This is a genomic window from Cupriavidus sp. 2SB (genome assembly GCF_005503625.1).
Classification (GTDB): Bacteria; Pseudomonadota; Gammaproteobacteria; order Burkholderiales; family Burkholderiaceae; genus Cupriavidus.
This window is the reverse complement of record NZ_SCMX01000017.1, coordinates 33,203-48,064: the sequence shown is the minus strand read 5'-3', so window position 1 is coordinate 48,064 and position 14,862 is coordinate 33,203. Positions and strand designations below refer to the sequence as shown.

The following is a 14,862-nucleotide window of genomic DNA, read 5'->3' as shown; positions in this document are numbered from 1 at the left end:
GCACCTGCGCATTGACTCCACGCCTTGTTACGCGTCCAGTCCCGGTCGCCCGTCTGCCATGTTCGATGAAAACAAGCTGTACCAGCGCATCCAGCACGACTTCCCGCTCCATGCGCGTCCCTACCTTTCTACTGGCGAGGCGTTCGACCTCGCCGAACACACCGTTCTGAGCCTGCTCGCACGCGATGTGGGCAGCGGCCGCATCAGCCGAATCGGTGCCGTGTTCGCACCGAATACCATCGGGGCCAGCACCGTTGCGGCGCTGAACATTCCCGTTGCCCGACTTGAGCGCGTCGTGGAGCGCATCAACGACGATCCCGCCATCAGCCAGAGCCACGTGCGCGACGGCCATCGTTTCAACCTCTGGTTCGTGGCCGGTGCGCGGGATCAGGTTCTGCTCGATGAGGTGCTGAACCGCATTGGCGCGGATGTGGGCCAGCGCCCCATCGACCTGCCGCTGGAAAGGGAGTACCGGGCCGACCTGGGCCTGCCGCTGGCGCCCGGCCACGGCTGCCACGGACCGGACGCGTTGGACAAACCCTGCAGCCTCAAGCACCCGGTACGGCCAGCGCTCGACGAGGCCGACTGGCGTCTGGCTGCCGCGCTGGAGGTGGGCCTGCCGCTGACGCCGCATCCCTATCACGCGCTCGCGCGGCGTAGCGGATTGTCGTTGCCAGAAACGCTGAGACGGCTTACCGCGTGGCGCCAGTCCGGCGTGATCCGGCGTTTCGGCGCCATCCTGCGCCACCGCCATTTCGGCTATACGCACAATGTCATGTGTGTCTGGAATGTGCCCGACAATCGCGTGGATTCGGTCGGGGTACGGCTGGCCCAGGTGCCGTACGTCACGATGTGTTTCCGCCGTCCGCGTCGCTTGCCCACGTGGCAGTACAACCTCTTCGCCATGGTTCATGCGCGCAGCGAACAGGAACTCGCCACAACGCTCGCACGCTTCCATGCGATGGACGACCTCGCCCACGCGCCAAGTGCCGTGCTGCGTGCCAGCCACTGCTACAAGCAGCGCGGCACGCACTACGGCAGCGTCATGCCCGAGTTCTAGCCAGTGGATGTTGGCGAGGAAGTTGGCGAGGAAGTTGGCGAGGATGCGTGCGCAGTCGTTTGCGCCGGCGTCGCCGCAGGCTCCGGAAACAGCAACGCCAGCCGCCGCGCCAGTGCCCCCAGCCACTCGGGCCGGGGCGCGGCATCGAGCCAGTATTTCACTTCGAGCCCGAGTGCCGTGTCACCGCGTATCGACAGCCGCCGCTGGAAAAACAGCGTATCGGTATCGGCATCCCCGCCGATCAAACGCAGATAGCTGAGCGCATTGGCGTGCAGCGTCAGATCGCTTTCGGCGCCGTCGAACGGTCCAGCCCGGAATTTTCCGTCCCGGCAGCGAAAACGCACTTCCAGCCCCATGTCGTCGACGGTCAGCGAGAAGGTCCGGCCTTCAAGCGCAGCAGGCGGCTCCATCCATCCCGCGCGACGCATCGCTTCCAGTGCAGCCACCAACGGTGCCGCGCGCAGCGGGGCAGGCATACGCCGATGTACCCGCGTCATCATCGTGTTCAGGATCGTCATGCCTCTGCGTGCTCCTGCGCAATCCACTGGATGCCCGGGGCACCCGTCCAATACCCGTTGCTCGGCTGGGCGCCCGCCGGCATCGCGGGACTGGGCCCCGCCATGGAATCGCCCCGCCGGATGGCGTCGAGATGCGCAATGGCTTCGAATGTGCCGGTCGCATGCGGACTCACGCGCACGTAGTCGATACCCCCGGCTGCCATGTTCGAGACTTCGCCACACAGGTCGAGGCACGTTGCGCTTTGTGTCTGGATGCCATTGAGCGTGAAGAATGCCTGGCCCTCGCCCGTGTTGGCCACCAGGCCGTCGGGATACTCCAGGCACCGGAACTCACAGGCATCCTTGCGCAGCCGATGATGGCGCGCCGTGAAGCAACGCGCCGAGAACGCCAGCGGCATGCGTCCCCACACCATCGCCTCCAGCGTCATGCCGGCCGGGCGGGCCGCGCTCAACGACAACATCGAGCGCCCGTCCATCTCCACCGGCACCGTGCACCCCACGGCGCCCAGTTGGCCCAGCCACGCCAGCGTGTCCGCGTGATAGACATTCAGATGCGGACCGCCGACGAAAGGCCGGCGCTCCATGCAGCGCACCGCGCCGAGGTCATTGGCCTCCACCAGGAAATCGTCCTGCGCACAGACGCGGCGCATGACGGCGATATCCGATTCGGACTCGACCAGCACCGGCGTGGACAGGATCACCTGCTTGCCCGCCTCGCGCAGCATCTGCGCAATCTCAATCCATTGGGCGAAGCGCAATTCATGGCGGCGCGTGCAGACGGTCTCGCCCAGATAGACACGATCCACAGGCAGATCGGCCACAGCGGCATAAAAGGACAGGACCGACCGATGCGGCCAGTAGTAAAGCAGGGGCCCGAGCGCAATGCGAAAGTCATCGCGCTCGGGTGGGAATACGAGGGACGTGGGCATGGTTGTGATGGAAAGTGGGGAACAGAAGTTGCCGCGACGGGGGACGGTAGACGTCAGCGCCAGGGCCTGTCGTACGCCCCCTGGGTCACCTGGTCGCCTTCTGCGTGGCGGCCCAGCGTAGCCTGCCATTCCTGGCGCGGGGAAAAGCGTTTCGGATCGCGGCAGGCGTCGTCGATGGCGGCGCGCAGCACACCGACCACATCGGCCACATAGCGCGGGCTGCGTTGCCGACCCTCGATCTTGATGGCGGCGATGCCCATGTCGATCAGCGCCGGCAACAGCGACACCGCGTTCAGGCTCGTGGGTTCCTCCAGTACATAACCGCGCTCGCCTTCCACCGTGAACCGCCCCTTGCAGAGCGTGGGATAGCCGGCGGGCTCACCCGGCGCGTAGCGGTCGATCTGGATGCCCGAGAGGCGCGCGTCCATCGTGCCGTCGTGTTCGTCCCATCGCACCGCGTGCGCGGGCGAGCAGACGCCCTTGTTGTTCGGCGAATCGCCGGTGGCATACGACGACAGCAGGCAGCGGCCCTCCGCCATCACGCACAGGCTGCCGAAGCCGAACACTTCCAGCTCCATATCGGTCTGCCGCGCCAGCTTCGCGATCTGCGGCACGGACAAGACGCGCGGCAGCACCACGCGCCGGATGCCGAACTGCTGGCGCATCAACGCGATGGCGTCGAGATGGGTAGCGGAACCCTGCACGGAAAGATGGATGCGCAGCGAGGGGTGCCGTCTGGCGGCGTAGGCAATCAGGCCGGCGTCGGCCATGATCACCGCATCGGCGCCCAGTCCAGCCGCCGCATCCACAGCGTGGTGCCAGCGTTCGACCTGGCCCATCTGCGCGAAGGTATTGATCGCGAACAGCACCTCTGCGCCACGCGCATGGGCTTCGGCCACGCCCTTGCGGATATCGTCTTCGCTGAAATTGAGTCCACCGAAATTGCGCGCGTTGGTGGCATCGCGCAGCCCCAGGTAGACGGCATCGGCGCCGTGCTGCAACGCCATGCGCAGTGCGGCGAGGGAACCGGCGGGCGCCACAAGCTGGGGCCGCCGGATGATGCGCTGTTCGGAAGTGGAATACGGCGTCTCGGGAGGAGAATCTGGAAGGCGGCCGGTGGCATCGGCCGTGACTGCAGTCATTGCGGGCATCCGGGAAAGGAACTGTCGGATGCTAGCCATTCAACGAAGCCGTACTATTGATGCCGCGCAAAAGAATCCGTCTACGCGGGAACCCCACAGCACGCCCGTCACAGCCCTCCCCCCATCAGGGGATGGCCGCACCCAGCCGTGCCGACAGCCGATTGGCCAGCGCGCGCACCTGCCGCCCGATCGCCTGCCCGGTAGCCGCGTCGATCTCGCTGCTCAGGTAACTCACCGCCACGGCCCCGGCGGCCACCGATCGCGTGGCATCGAACACCGGCGCACCAAAGCACGTCATGCCTTCCCTCATCTGCCCGTTGTCGATCGAATAGCCGTCGCTGCGCACCTGCTCGAGTTCGTCGATCAACTGCGCGGCCGAGGCCACGCTCGCGCGCGTGAGCGGCGGCGGCAGGCCATGGGCAAACATGTGGTGGACATCCGCCGTATGCAGCGTGCTCAGGATGGCCTTGCCCGTGGCGGTATAAGGCGCGGGCAGCCGCATGCCGATGCGGAACGTCACACCGAGCGGCCGGTCGCCGTTCTGGCATGCCAGATAGACCACCTCTGTCCCGTCGAGCATCGACAACGTGACCGTGGCATCGTGAAACGCATCGGTCTCGCTCCACATCGCGTGAAACTCCCCGGTGATCTGCGTCTGCGACAGGAAGGCATTGGCCCAGCCCATGACGTGCGGACCCAGCGCCATCGCGCCATTGGGCAGCCGCTTGAGCAGTTGCAGCTGGACGAGCGTGTCGCACATGCCGTGCAGCGAGCTTTTGGGTGCGCCGGTCAGCCGCGTCAGGTCGGCCAGCGTCAGAGGATCGGACGCGGCGGCGATGGCGTCGATCACCTGGACGGCGCGTACCACCGCTGGCGAGGTGGGGCGTGCGGCATCGTCAGGCGAGTAAGTGGACTTGGGCATGAGGCGGCAGTAGCGACGGATTCAAGATTGAGGGAACGGCCACGCCCCACTGGCAGTCTTTCCGGCATGGGCGTATGATTTGACGATCGTTCCACATACCGAATACTAGTTCAACCTATTGAACATAGGCAACCCGAACTTCCACGCAACCCGGAAACCCCCGCCATGCAACTCAAAGACCCCTCGCTGTTCCGCCAACAGGCTTATATCGATGGCAATTGGGTGGCCGCCGACTCCGGCGCCACGTTCGATGTGACCGATCCGGCCACGGGCGAGGTCATCGCCCGCGTCGCGGACCTGGGCGCCGCCGAGACCGAACGTGCCATCGTTGCCGCCGAGGCCGCGCAGAAGGAATGGGCCGCGAAGACCGGCAAGCAGCGCGCCACGATCCTGCGCCGCTGGTTCGACCTGATGATCGCCAACACCGACGACCTCGCCCTGCTGATGACGCGCGAGCAAGGCAAGCCGCTGGCCGAGGCCAGGGGCGAGATCGCCTATGCCGCCAGCTTTATCGAGTGGTTCGCGGAAGAAGCCAAGCGCGTGGATGGCGAAGTGCTGGCCACGCCTGCCGCAGACAAGCGCCTCGTCACGTTGCGCCAGCCGGTAGGCGTCTGCGCCGCCATCACGCCGTGGAATTTCCCGGCTGCGATGATCACGCGCAAGGCCGCGCCCGCACTGGCTGCCGGCTGCGCCATTGTCATCAAGCCCGCCGAGCTGACGCCGCTCTCTGCGTTTGCACTGGCTGAACTTGCGCATCGCGCCGGCGTGCCCGCAGGCGTGCTGCAAGTGGTGACCGGTGATTCGAAAACCATTGGCGCGGTGCTGACCGGCAGCCCCATCGTGCGCAAGCTGTCGTTTACGGGCTCCACGGAAGTGGGCCGCATCCTGATGGCGCAATCGGCGCCCACCATCAAACGCCTGTCGCTCGAACTCGGCGGCAATGCGCCGTTCATCGTGTTCGACGATGCCGATGTCGATGCTGCCGTGGAAGGTGCCATCGCGGCCAAGTATCGCAACGGCGGACAGACCTGCGTCTGCGCCAATCGCTTCTACATCCAGGACGGCATCTACGATGCGTTCGCTGCAAAGTTTGCCGAACGCACCGGCCAGTTGCGCGTGGGCAATGGGCTGGAAGACGGCGTGGTGATCGGACCGCTGATCGAAGAGAAGGCCATCAAGAAGGTGGCTTCGCTCGTGGAGGACGCCACAGCCAAGGGCGGCCGCGTGCTGACCGGCGGCGGCACGCACAAGCTGGGCGGCACGTTCTACACGCCGACCGTGATCGCCGATGCCACCGCCGACATGCGCGTGGCGCGCGAAGAAATCTTCGGACCGGTGGCACCGCTGTTCCGTTTCCAGCGCGATGAAGACGCGATTGCCGCCGCCAACGCCACCGAGTTCGGACTCGCCGCCTACCTCTACACGCGCGATATCGCTCGCGCCTGGCGCACCGGTGAAGCACTCGAATACGGCATGGTGGGCCTGAATACGGGCCTGATCTCGAACGAGGTGGCGCCGTTCGGCGGCATCAAGCAATCCGGCGTCGGCCGCGAAGGTTCGCGCCATGGCATCGAGGAATATCTCGAGATCAAGTATCTTTGCCTGCAAATGTAAAAGAAACCAAGAAATCCGGAGACATCGATGAACCCCTTCCGTTTCCAGACCGCGCCAACCGTGATCGTCGAATTCGGCGCGGCGCGCCGGCTTGGCGCGCTGCTGCGCGAATCCTTTCCGCAGGCGCGTCGCCTCTGCGTGGTCACCGACGGCTTTCTCGCGAAGAGCGGCCTGCTGGCCCCTGCACTCGATGACCTCGGCAAGCATGCGTGGGAAGTCACCGTGATCGACGATGTCATCGCGGACCCGCCCGAACACGTGGTGCTCGAAGCCACCGAGCGCGCGCGCGCTGCCCATGCAGAGGTGGTGCTGGGGCTGGGCGGGGGATCGTCGATGGACGTGGCCAAGCTGATTGCCGTGCTGCTGCCGGCCACGCAATCGCTCAAGGACATGTACGGTGTGAAGAAGGTCACCGGCACGCGGCTGCCGCTCGTGCAGATGCCGACCACTGCCGGGACCGGTTCCGAAGTCACGGCGGTATCGATCGTCACCACGGGCGAGACCACCAAGATGGGCGTGGTCGCGCCGCAGTTGTTTGCCGACCTGGCGATTCTCGATGCGGAACTCACACTGGGTCTGCCGCGCGGCGCCACGGCTGCCACCGGTATCGACGCGATGGTGCATGCGATCGAAGCCTATACCAGCGCCCATCTGAAGAATCCGGTCTCCGACATGCTGGCGGTGCGCGCCCTGCAACTGCTTTCGCAGAACCTGATGCTCGCCTGCGAGAATGGCCACGACCGCAACGCGCGCGAAGCCATGCTGCTGGGCGCGATGTTCGCGGGACAGGCATTTGCCAACTCACCCGTGGCCGCCGTGCATGCCCTGGCCTATCCGATCGGTGGCATCTTCCACGTGGCGCACGGTCTCTCCAATGCGCTGGTACTACCGCACGTGATGAAGTTCAACGCGCCAGCCGCCTGCAAGCGCTATGCCGAACTTTGCGACGTGGTGCTGCCCGGCACCACTGGCAGCGACGAAACCAAGACCGCTGCACTGATCGCGCATATCGAAGGACTGGTCGAGGCTACCGGCATTCCGCGCACGTTGCGCGAAGTGGGCGTAGCGGAAAGTGACCTGCCTCGCATGGCCAGCGACGCCATGCTGCAGACGCGCCTGCTGGTGAACAATCCGCGCGAAGTCACCGAAGCGGACGCCCTGTCGATCTATCGCGCCGCATTCTGACGCCGCTATTTTTACCGCGTCGGCCATATTGCCGCAGCACGCCCGCAAGGTGCGCTGCGGCATTTTCCATGTGGCGTCGTCATATTCCTACACCGATTTCAGCCCCTGCCCGCCTTAATGCGCACCGGCGCTGTCCTAACCTGAACATACCGGGACAAAGCGCGCGGACATGCATTCTCCGCCGTGCGCCAGCGCCACAATAAAGGAGCAAAACATGGGCATCGGTACCATTCTTCTGATCATTCTTATTCTTCTGTTGCTGGGTGCCTTGCCGACATGGCCCTACAGCTCCGGATGGGGTTACGGCCCGAGCGGTGGCCTGGGGCTTATCGTCCTGATCGTCGTCATCCTTGTGGTCCTCGGTCGCATATAGGTCTCAAATTTTTCTCGAAGGAGTCAGCGATGCCAGCGAAATCCAAGGCGCAGCAGATGGCCGCAGGCGCGGCGTTGTCCGCCAAGCGCGGCGAGCGCAAGGCCAGTACGCTCAAGGGTGCCTCGAAGTCGATGGCAAAGTCGATGAGCGAGACGGAACTGAAAAAGATGGCGAGTACCAGCCAGAAGGGAAAGCCGCAGCACAAATCCAAAAGCTGACAGGGTGCTGCGCACGACAACACCGCCTCCGCGTCATGCGCGGAGGCGGTGTTTTTTTATCGATCACTCCGGCACGTACTTGCCGATAAAACCCGGCAGCGCCCTGGCCTTGCTGCTGCGGGCCAGCGGAATGGCGATTGTCATTGCCCGCGCAAACCCTGCGATGCTCTGCAAGTCTTCCTCGACATGACGACGGAAGAATGCGGCCCAGCGAAAGTCACCGTATGCATTGCCTGGCTTGCGATACGCGCCGGCATTGCGCGTGAATGCCGCGAGACTGCGATACGGATCATCGCGCATCGTCATCAGCGTGGCAGGCAGTGCATCGATCTCGAGCCGCTTGCCATGCTCGTCATACGGATGCACATGCCCCATCGCACGCATGCGCTTCCAGAACTTGCCGGGCGACAGATTGCTCAGATCCGTTATCACCTCCACGGGCGCGGACTCCCAGCCCAGTTCGAGCCACGCACGCGCCCAGTGGTGATGATCGGCGATATAGAGTGCGCCGCCCGGACCCGCGATGGTCTGGATGCGATGACTTTCCATGAAGCGCTTGCGCGCCGCGTCACTGCGCGGCTTGTTGCTGACCTCCGCCTTCTCATGCATCTGGTAGAGGCCCAGCGTGATCTGCGTGGGACGCAGCGTATCGAGTTCCGCCATTTCCTTGCGCGACATATGCCCCCTGACTAGTTATGGCTCGCGACCTGGCGGTCTACGTAGTGCTCCAGTTCGCTGCCGGGGTCTTCGTTACCGGTACTGTCTTCCGCCACGGCCTCCCTGGCGACCGGGGCGGCATGGTTCGTATGGGCGGAATCCGCCGTTTCGCGCTTGCCTGGCACAGGCCAGCATTCGCCCTCCGGGGCATCCACCAGCGAGGGGGCGCGCTTTGGATCGAAATCGGTCCAGCGTCCGCCTTCCCAATGACCCTTGGCGCGTTCGCAATCCGCGGCGCCCCCCTCGCGCAACACGGACAGCACTTCTTCCCGGCGCTCGCCGCCGGCCCGCGCGGCGAGCAGCACGCCCGGTGCGCGCGCGCCACCGGGATCGACCGACATGATCGACACATCCCAGACCGAAAAGCCCCTGTCGTACAACTTCTGGGCCGCTTGCTCGGCCTCGGGAATGGACGCGAAACGCCCGGCAACTATCGATGACATGATCGTTTCCTCCGTGTTGAATTCACACCTTGAACGCTATGCGTTGACCACTTCCCCACCGTTGATGTGCAGGATCTGGCCAGTGATATAGCTGGCCGCATCCGAGGCCAGGAAGACATAGCCCGACGCCACCTCGAAGGGTTGGCCGGGCCGCCCCATCGGGGTCTTGCTGCCGAACTCCGACACTTCCTCCGCCGTGAACGTCGAGGGAATCAGCGGCGTCCAGATCGGACCCGGCGCCACCCCGTTGACGCGTATGCCGCGCTTGACCACCTGCAGTGCCAGCGAGCGCGTGAACGCGACAATGGCGCCCTTCGTCGCCGAGTAGTCGAGCAGATGCGCGCTACCGCGATAGGCGGTTACCGAGGTCGTGTTCAGGATCGATGCGCCCTTGCCCAGATGGGGCATGGCGGCACGCGTGACGTGGAACATCGCAAAGACATTGGTGCGGAACGTGGCTTCCACCTGATCCGGTGTCACGTCTTCAATGTCGTCCTGCGGATGCTGTTCCGCCGCATTGTTGATCAGGATGTCGAGCCGGCCGAAGCGCGCCACGGTATCGGCCACGATCTTGTCTGCCTGGGCCACGTCCGCGATGTCGCCAGGCAAGGCCAGCGCCCCCTGTCCGGCTTCCTCGATCAGGCGCTCGGTCTCCTTCGCATCCTCGTGCTCATCCAGGTAGGCGAACGCCACATCGGCCCCTTCACGCGCGAAGGCCACGGCGATCGCACGCCCGATGCCACTGTCGCCGCCCGTCACCAGCGCCACCTTTCCTTTCAATCGTCCGCTGCCCACGTAGTCGTCGGCGCCGCTGTCCGGCCGAGGCTCCATGTGTGCCTCCACGCCGGGTTGCCGCGACTGATGCTGGGCCGGCACTTTCTTCGGTGTCGACATGGGCCCTCCTCATAGTTGGCATCGCGCAAACCAGGCGCAAAATCCGTGCCGTCGCCGTCTGGTACAGGCGCAGGGTCGTCACTCCGCGCCATCGCGTAACGGTTACACGCGGGGTTACAAGCGATGGCAAGGATTCCCTTCTCCACGCGAACAATGCAAGGCATGAAGCTTGCAGCGCCCAGTTGTTGCCTCAGCCGCCAAGACTTGCCATGCCGAAAAAAACCACACCCAAATCCACACCGAAAGCCACACCGGACGCGACGTCAAAGAAGGATAAGAAGCCCTCGGGCAAGGGCAAACGCAAGCGCGTCTTGCGCGAGGGCGCGGGGCTGATGGTGCCCGTGGATCATTTGCGGCCCACGCAGATCACCGTCGGCAAGTATCACGTCGAGCAGAAAATCCACGTGACGCGGCGGCTCTCCCATGCGGACCTGCCCGCCTTCCTGGACAAGCATCGCATCCATGTGGTTCTTGGCCCGGAGCAATCGCTCTACGTGGTGGACCATCATCACTGGGTACGCGCGTGGCATGAGATGGGCATCGTGATGGTGCCCGCCATCGTGCGGGCCGATCTCAGCCACCTGTCCACGCGCGAGTTCTGGAAATACATGGTGGATCACCACATGGTTCATCCCTACGACGAGCACGGCAAGCGTTGCCCGATCTCGGCACTGCCGCCCGATATCCACGGCATGCGCGATGATCCGTATCGCACCCTGGAGGCATTCGTGCAACTGTCCGGGGGCTATCGCAAGGTCAAGGCGGCCTATCCCGATTTCCGCTGGGCCGACTTCTTCCGCAAGCACATCGCGCCATCGTTCGATACGCACCACGGCTTTGCCACGGCACTGGCAAACGCCGTGCAACTGGCACTGAGCAAGAAGGCACGCGGACTGCCAGGCTACATCGGCCCATGACGGGCGCGGCGACAGTCAGCGTGCGATATCTCGCGCGTGCGCCAGCACACAGCACAGCAGCAGGTAGGCGCGCTTGAATTCGGCTGCGGCGTCACGCGATGCGCCGTTGCGTGCGTGGCGGAATCCCGCATCGAGGCGCGCTTCGACATCGCGTTCGATATCGGGTTGCACATACAGCGCGCGTTCGCGGTTCTGCCACAGCGCCCTGGTGGCAAGTTGTCGGCTTTCCATGGTCACCGGACACCACGGCGCCTCGTTGCCACCGAGTTCGATCCGCATCTCGCACAATGCCTGCATCAACACGCGTGTCTGGCGCGCGTCGGACCCACGCACGGCGCGTGGCCGTGCAGTGGGGGCGCGTGGCGCCACGTCAGGGGGGAGAGATTCAGCAGCGGGAAGCGACACATAGGCGGCTTCCGAAGAATGCATTGCCGGGCTGCTGCTGTCAGCCTGCAGGCAACTGATGACTGCGTGTTCCACCTTGGCCTCGATTGCACGTTCTGCTTGTTGTTGATGCGTGAAACCATGCAATAGGCGTGCCGGTCATCGCGCACGGATCATGCGGCGCGACGCGACGCGCGCGGGGGCGCCAGCGTGGCTTCCAGCAACACCAGCAGCCGCGCCTCGTCCATGCGCAGGCGCACGCCTGCACGCGGTGCCGGTAAAGCGTGCAACGTGTCGGTCATGAACGCGGCCAGCACATCGGGATGGACATAGCATTTGCGGCAGACAGCCACCGTATTGCGTAGCCGGCGTGCCACTTCCTTGATGACATCGACCACCGCCTTCTTGCGCGCGGTTTCGCTATCGGCAGCGGTCTTGCGCAGCAGCGCCAGCGCATGCACGCTGCCGGCCCACGTACGAAAATCCTTGGCGGTGAATTCGCCGCCCGTGACTTCCTGCAAGTAAGCGTTGACGTCCGCCGATCCGATTTCGCGCACCTGGCCGTCGGGGTCCTTGTACTTGAACAGACTCTGACCCGGCAGTTCGGTGCAATTGCGTACGATGCGTGCAAGCCGCGCGTCGTTGACCGACACATCGTGCGTGACGCCGCTCTTGCCCGTGAACTGGAAGCGCAACCGGCTGCCGCGCACGGCCACATGCTTGCGTCGCAGCGTGGTCAGGCCATACGTGCGATTCTCTTCGGCATAGCGCGGCGTGCCCACGCGTACCAGCGTGGCATCGAGCAGCGTCACCACGGCAGCCAGCACTTTCTCGCGCGGCATGCCGTTGCGCGCAAGATCGCGTGACAGGCGGCCCCGCAGGCGCGGCAGCGCATGGCCGAATGCCATCAGCCGCGCGTACTTGTCAGCGTCGCGCAGCGCGGCCCAGTCCGCGTGATAGAGGTATTGCTTGCGGCCGCGCGCATCGCGACCCGTGGCTTGCAGGTGTCCAGCCGGATCGCAACACACCCAGACTGATTCGTACGCCGGCGGGATCGCCAGCGCGTCGATGCGGGCCTGTGTCGCGGCATCCACGCGCTTGCCTGCGGGCGTCTCATACACGAAGCCCTTGCCGCTGCGGCGACGCGTGATACCGGGTTCGCCGTCGTCGACGTGATGCAGCCCTATCTTGCGCAACGCCACCTCGATGGGCGCACCGGCTGGCGGACGATCCTGTTCTGCGGCGGGAGTGGTGGCGGCTTTCATGTGGCTGCGCAGACGCACAAGGCGTGCCATCGACTGGCTCCCGTGCGCGTCCGGCCATGCCGCCAGGCATTGCAGTTATTACCGGCTCAAAACGCATCTTCGCTGCAAACTTGCAAGTCCTGCAAACCGTCGCTATTCCGCGGCACGGGCGGGCTGCGCGGCGATGCGCTGGGGATCGTTGTCGTCCTCATCGCCATCGGCCACGGCCATGGCTTGCTTCGCGGCGTCTGCGCCGCTGTTCGGATCGATGCCATCGTCGGCATCCGCCATCGGGGAAGATGCCTTCGCCGGACGCGAGGGAATCGCCGGACCGGTCCGTGCCTCGGTCACCATCTCGCGCAGCCAGCCGAGCAACAGCTTGGTGTAGGCGCGCTGGCTGTCCTCGGTGGTCAGCCCGTGATCGGCACCCTTGAGCACGCGGTACGTGATGGAGCTGGCCTGGATGCAGGCATCCACGTAGCTGAGTACCGCCGTATGCGGCACGATGTTGTCGTGCTGCGACGCCACCACCAGCACGTCACCCTTGAAATTGGCGCAACTGCGCAGCGCGCGATTGGTCTCGGCGGGCACCACCTTGCGGCGATACGCCACGAGGTCCTGATCCACATGCAGTTGCCGCTTCGGAGACTCCCAGCCGCTGTCCATGTACAGCGCGGGCGCGCGGAACGCCAGCCATCGCACGGGCCGCAGTTCGCACAGCACCGCCGCGAGGTAGCCACCGTAGCTGCTGCCCACCACGGCGATGGCGTTGCGATCCACTTCAGGATGCCGCACCAGCACATCGTAGGCAGCCAGCACATCGGCCAGGTTGCGCATGCGACTGACGGTTTCGTATTGGGAGGAGGTGCCGGCGTGCCCGGTCAGGTCGAACGTCATGCAGACGGCGCCGATACCGGCCACCTCCCGCGCGCGCGCCAGGTATTGCTGCTGGCTGCCGCCCCAGCCGTGCACGAACAGCACGCCGGGCAGCTTGGTGGCCGGTGAAATCACCGTGCCGGCAATCATGCCTCCATCGGTATGGATCTTTATGGATTCTTCATGTGTGGCCATCGGATACGGACTCCAGTCTCGCGTACTTGGTCAGTGCGCCGACGTTGCGGTCTTCGCCCTGGAAGTAAACGTCGGCATCTTCGGGCACCTTGGGGTTGGCGCCATAGATTTCCCGCGTGCAGGCCGTGGCACGCACGCAGGCCGGGTCTGCCTGGAACGCGGCCAGCGCTGCCAGCTCCGCGCCCGTGGCGCCGCCTACGCGCCAGGATTGCTCCAGCACGCCCAGCCGCTGCACGCCACCGGCGGTGCCCATCGCCACGTCATAGTTGCAGCGCGACACCAGCACGCCGGGAAAGCACGCCACTGCCGCCGCGTGATAGGCGATGGCGGCGCGCACAGCCTCGTGCAAGTGGGCTTCGATCGGATGCGCCAGCAGGTTTTCCAGCGTACCGCGCACCACGCGCAGTGTGGACCCGCCATAGACCTGCTGGCCCGAGTTGTTCGGCGTCAGATCCTGCGTGCCGCAATAGCTGGCCTGCAGCCCGCCCACTTCCACCTGCCCGACACTGAACGTGGTCACGGCGTCGAGATTGCGCTCCACCACCAGCCCCTCGTCCGCCACGCGCTCCGCATCGAGGGATTGCAGCGCGGCATCGAGTTCCGCCTCGTCCGCCACCACCTGTTGTCCGAGCCCGCCGATCCCGCAAGGTTCCTTGATGCGCACCGCGCCCTCGTCGAGCATCGCCAGCGCGGCACGGCGCGCGTCGTCGAGCGTGAATGCCGTGAAGCCGGGCAGCACATGCGGCTTCACCTGTGCGGCAAACTCTTCGCTCCAGCCCTCCGGCGCACGCGCATCGGGTGCGATGAGTCCGTGCGAGATCGCCTTCGTGCCGATAAAGGCATGCGGCACCACGCCGCCGAACAGGTCGGCAAGGCTCTGGATGCCAAGCTGGCGCGCGGTGTCTACGCCCACCAGCGTATCTGCGGGAATGAAGTAGAAGCGCCCTGCCGAGGGCACATGCGTGTTGGCATCGTAGCTGCCCGCGAACTGAAAGCCCGCGAGCCGCGCCACCCGCTCCGCAATACCCTTGAGCGTGGTGCCCTGATGGCTGGCCGGGTCGTTGAAATTCGCACGGCCATATAGCACCACGCGGACATCGCGGTGGTCGGTACGCTGTTCTGCGTCAGGCGCAATCGCAGGCTCGCCCGCCCTGCCGTGCGCCACTGCTTCGGGAGTCGCCGTCGTTGCCAAGGTGGGCTCCTGTGCGGACTGTGGCCGCGTTGGACTACA

17 protein-coding genes are annotated in these 14,862 nt (G+C 65.1%); 6 read left to right on the top strand and 11 right to left on the bottom strand.

The window, feature by feature from the left end:
• The first annotated feature begins 58 nt into the window (after positions 1-58).
• A complete protein-coding gene (gene ahbB, locus FFS21_RS10615; protein WP_137924796.1) occupies positions 59-1,060 on the top strand; it encodes a siroheme decarboxylase subunit beta in 1,002 nt (333 codons plus the stop codon).
• Here the strand turns inward: ahbB and ubiT are convergent.
• From ubiT to FFS21_RS10595, 4 genes are all read right to left on the bottom strand, one after another.
• Complete coding sequence (gene ubiT / locus FFS21_RS10610; protein ID WP_137924795.1) at positions 1,057-1,578, bottom strand: ubiquinone anaerobic biosynthesis accessory factor UbiT; 522 nt, start codon at positions 1,576-1,578, stop codon at positions 1,057-1,059. The genes ahbB and ubiT overlap by 4 nt on opposite strands.
• Positions 1,575-2,507: a U32 family peptidase gene (locus FFS21_RS10605; protein WP_137924794.1), complete on the bottom strand. Its 933-nt coding sequence runs from the start codon at positions 2,505-2,507 to the stop codon at positions 1,575-1,577. Before FFS21_RS10605 ends, ubiT begins: the two co-directional genes overlap by 4 nt.
• A 53-nt stretch (positions 2,508-2,560) precedes the next feature.
• Complete coding sequence (ubiU, locus tag FFS21_RS10600) at positions 2,561-3,649, bottom strand: ubiquinone anaerobic biosynthesis protein UbiU (RefSeq protein WP_502705163.1); 1,089 nt, start codon at positions 3,647-3,649, stop codon at positions 2,561-2,563.
• Between the two features lie 124 nt (positions 3,650-3,773).
• Positions 3,774-4,571, bottom strand: coding sequence for an IclR family transcriptional regulator (locus FFS21_RS10595; RefSeq protein WP_137924793.1), 798 nt, complete (start codon positions 4,569-4,571; stop codon positions 3,774-3,776).
• A gap of 165 nt (positions 4,572-4,736) precedes the next feature.
• Between FFS21_RS10595 and FFS21_RS10590 the strand changes: the two genes are divergently transcribed.
• The 4 genes from FFS21_RS10590 (at position 4,737) to FFS21_RS10575 (ending at position 7,961) form a co-directional block, all read left to right on the top strand.
• Entirely contained in the window at positions 4,737-6,185 is a 1,449-nt protein-coding gene (locus FFS21_RS10590; RefSeq protein WP_137924792.1) for an NAD-dependent succinate-semialdehyde dehydrogenase, read from the top strand.
• 27 nt (positions 6,186-6,212) lie between these two features.
• A complete protein-coding gene (locus FFS21_RS10585; protein ID WP_137924791.1) occupies positions 6,213-7,370 on the top strand; it encodes an iron-containing alcohol dehydrogenase in 1,158 nt (385 codons plus the stop codon).
• Positions 7,371-7,584: 214 nt separating this feature from the next.
• On the top strand, positions 7,585-7,743 hold the full coding sequence (locus FFS21_RS10580) for a DUF3309 family protein (RefSeq protein ID WP_137924790.1): 159 nt from the start codon (positions 7,585-7,587) through the stop codon (positions 7,741-7,743).
• Between the two features lie 29 nt (positions 7,744-7,772).
• A complete protein-coding gene (locus tag FFS21_RS10575) occupies positions 7,773-7,961 on the top strand; it encodes a DUF3008 family protein (RefSeq protein ID WP_137924789.1) in 189 nt (62 codons plus the stop codon).
• Between the two features lie 63 nt (positions 7,962-8,024).
• Here FFS21_RS10575 and FFS21_RS10570 read toward each other — a convergent pair whose 3' ends face one another.
• The 3 genes from FFS21_RS10570 to FFS21_RS10560 are packed head-to-tail and all read right to left on the bottom strand — an operon-like array spanning position 8,025 to position 10,015.
• On the bottom strand, positions 8,025-8,639 hold the full coding sequence (locus tag FFS21_RS10570) for a ParB-like protein (protein ID WP_137924788.1): 615 nt from the start codon (positions 8,637-8,639) through the stop codon (positions 8,025-8,027).
• 11 nt (positions 8,640-8,650) lie between these two features.
• A complete protein-coding gene (locus tag FFS21_RS10565; RefSeq protein ID WP_137924787.1) occupies positions 8,651-9,121 on the bottom strand; it encodes a hypothetical protein in 471 nt (156 codons plus the stop codon).
• A gap of 36 nt (positions 9,122-9,157) precedes the next feature.
• On the bottom strand, positions 9,158-10,015 hold the full coding sequence (locus FFS21_RS10560) for an SDR family oxidoreductase (RefSeq protein WP_137924786.1): 858 nt from the start codon (positions 10,013-10,015) through the stop codon (positions 9,158-9,160).
• Positions 10,016-10,347: 332 nt separating this feature from the next.
• On the opposite strand from FFS21_RS10560, the gene FFS21_RS10555 reads away from it, so the two are divergent.
• Entirely contained in the window at positions 10,348-10,932 is a 585-nt protein-coding gene (locus FFS21_RS10555; protein ID WP_249359297.1) for a ParB-like protein, read from the top strand.
• Between the two features lie 15 nt (positions 10,933-10,947).
• Here the strand turns inward: FFS21_RS10555 and FFS21_RS10550 are convergent, their stop codons facing one another.
• From FFS21_RS10550 to FFS21_RS10535, 4 genes are all read right to left on the bottom strand, one after another.
• A complete protein-coding gene (locus FFS21_RS10550; RefSeq protein ID WP_137924784.1) occupies positions 10,948-11,361 on the bottom strand; it encodes a hypothetical protein in 414 nt (137 codons plus the stop codon).
• 128 nt (positions 11,362-11,489) lie between these two features.
• A complete protein-coding gene (locus FFS21_RS10545) occupies positions 11,490-12,611 on the bottom strand; it encodes a DNA topoisomerase IB (RefSeq protein ID WP_137924783.1) in 1,122 nt (373 codons plus the stop codon).
• A gap of 102 nt (positions 12,612-12,713) precedes the next feature.
• The gene (locus FFS21_RS10540; protein WP_137924782.1) at positions 12,714-13,631 is read right to left on the bottom strand and encodes an alpha/beta hydrolase family protein; all 918 of its coding nucleotides are present in this window, start codon (positions 13,629-13,631) and stop codon (positions 12,714-12,716) included.
• On the bottom strand, positions 13,618-14,823 hold the full coding sequence (locus FFS21_RS10535) for a DUF3182 family protein (protein ID WP_249359280.1): 1,206 nt from the start codon (positions 14,821-14,823) through the stop codon (positions 13,618-13,620). The genes FFS21_RS10540 and FFS21_RS10535 overlap by 14 nt, the downstream gene beginning before the upstream one ends.
• Positions 14,824-14,862 lie beyond the last annotated feature (39 nt).

What these genes read in the sequence shown, in the direction of transcription:
- FFS21_RS10560 (WP_137924786.1), bottom strand. Translation starts at nt 10,015, where the DNA reads ATGTCGACACCGAAGAAAGTGCCGGCCCAGCATCAGTCGCGGCAACCC.
- FFS21_RS10605 (WP_137924794.1), bottom strand. Translation starts at nt 2,507, where the DNA reads ATGCCCACGTCCCTCGTATTCCCACCCGAGCGCGATGACTTTCGCATT.
- FFS21_RS10565 (WP_137924787.1), bottom strand. Translation starts at nt 9,121, where the DNA reads ATGTCATCGATAGTTGCCGGGCGTTTCGCGTCCATTCCCGAGGCCGAG.
- FFS21_RS10540 (WP_137924782.1), bottom strand. Translation starts at nt 13,631, where the DNA reads ATGGCCACACATGAAGAATCCATAAAGATCCATACCGATGGAGGCATG.
- FFS21_RS10575 (WP_137924789.1), top strand. Translation starts at nt 7,773, where the DNA reads ATGCCAGCGAAATCCAAGGCGCAGCAGATGGCCGCAGGCGCGGCGTTG.
- FFS21_RS10595 (WP_137924793.1), bottom strand. Translation starts at nt 4,571, where the DNA reads ATGCCCAAGTCCACTTACTCGCCTGACGATGCCGCACGCCCCACCTCG.
- FFS21_RS10570 (WP_137924788.1), bottom strand. Translation starts at nt 8,639, where the DNA reads ATGTCGCGCAAGGAAATGGCGGAACTCGATACGCTGCGTCCCACGCAG.
- FFS21_RS10585 (WP_137924791.1), top strand. Translation starts at nt 6,213, where the DNA reads ATGAACCCCTTCCGTTTCCAGACCGCGCCAACCGTGATCGTCGAATTC.
- ubiT (WP_137924795.1), bottom strand. Translation starts at nt 1,578, where the DNA reads ATGACGATCCTGAACACGATGATGACGCGGGTACATCGGCGTATGCCT.
- FFS21_RS10590 (WP_137924792.1), top strand. Translation starts at nt 4,737, where the DNA reads ATGCAACTCAAAGACCCCTCGCTGTTCCGCCAACAGGCTTATATCGAT.
- FFS21_RS10555 (WP_249359297.1), top strand. Translation starts at nt 10,348, where the DNA reads ATGGTGCCCGTGGATCATTTGCGGCCCACGCAGATCACCGTCGGCAAG.
- ubiU (WP_502705163.1), bottom strand. Translation starts at nt 3,649, where the DNA reads ATGACTGCAGTCACGGCCGATGCCACCGGCCGCCTTCCAGATTCTCCT.
- ahbB (WP_137924796.1), top strand. Translation starts at nt 59, where the DNA reads ATGTTCGATGAAAACAAGCTGTACCAGCGCATCCAGCACGACTTCCCG.
- FFS21_RS10545 (WP_137924783.1), bottom strand. Translation starts at nt 12,611, where the DNA reads ATGGCACGCCTTGTGCGTCTGCGCAGCCACATGAAAGCCGCCACCACT.
- FFS21_RS10550 (WP_137924784.1), bottom strand. Translation starts at nt 11,361, where the DNA reads ATGCATTCTTCGGAAGCCGCCTATGTGTCGCTTCCCGCTGCTGAATCT.
- FFS21_RS10580 (WP_137924790.1), top strand. Translation starts at nt 7,585, where the DNA reads ATGGGCATCGGTACCATTCTTCTGATCATTCTTATTCTTCTGTTGCTG.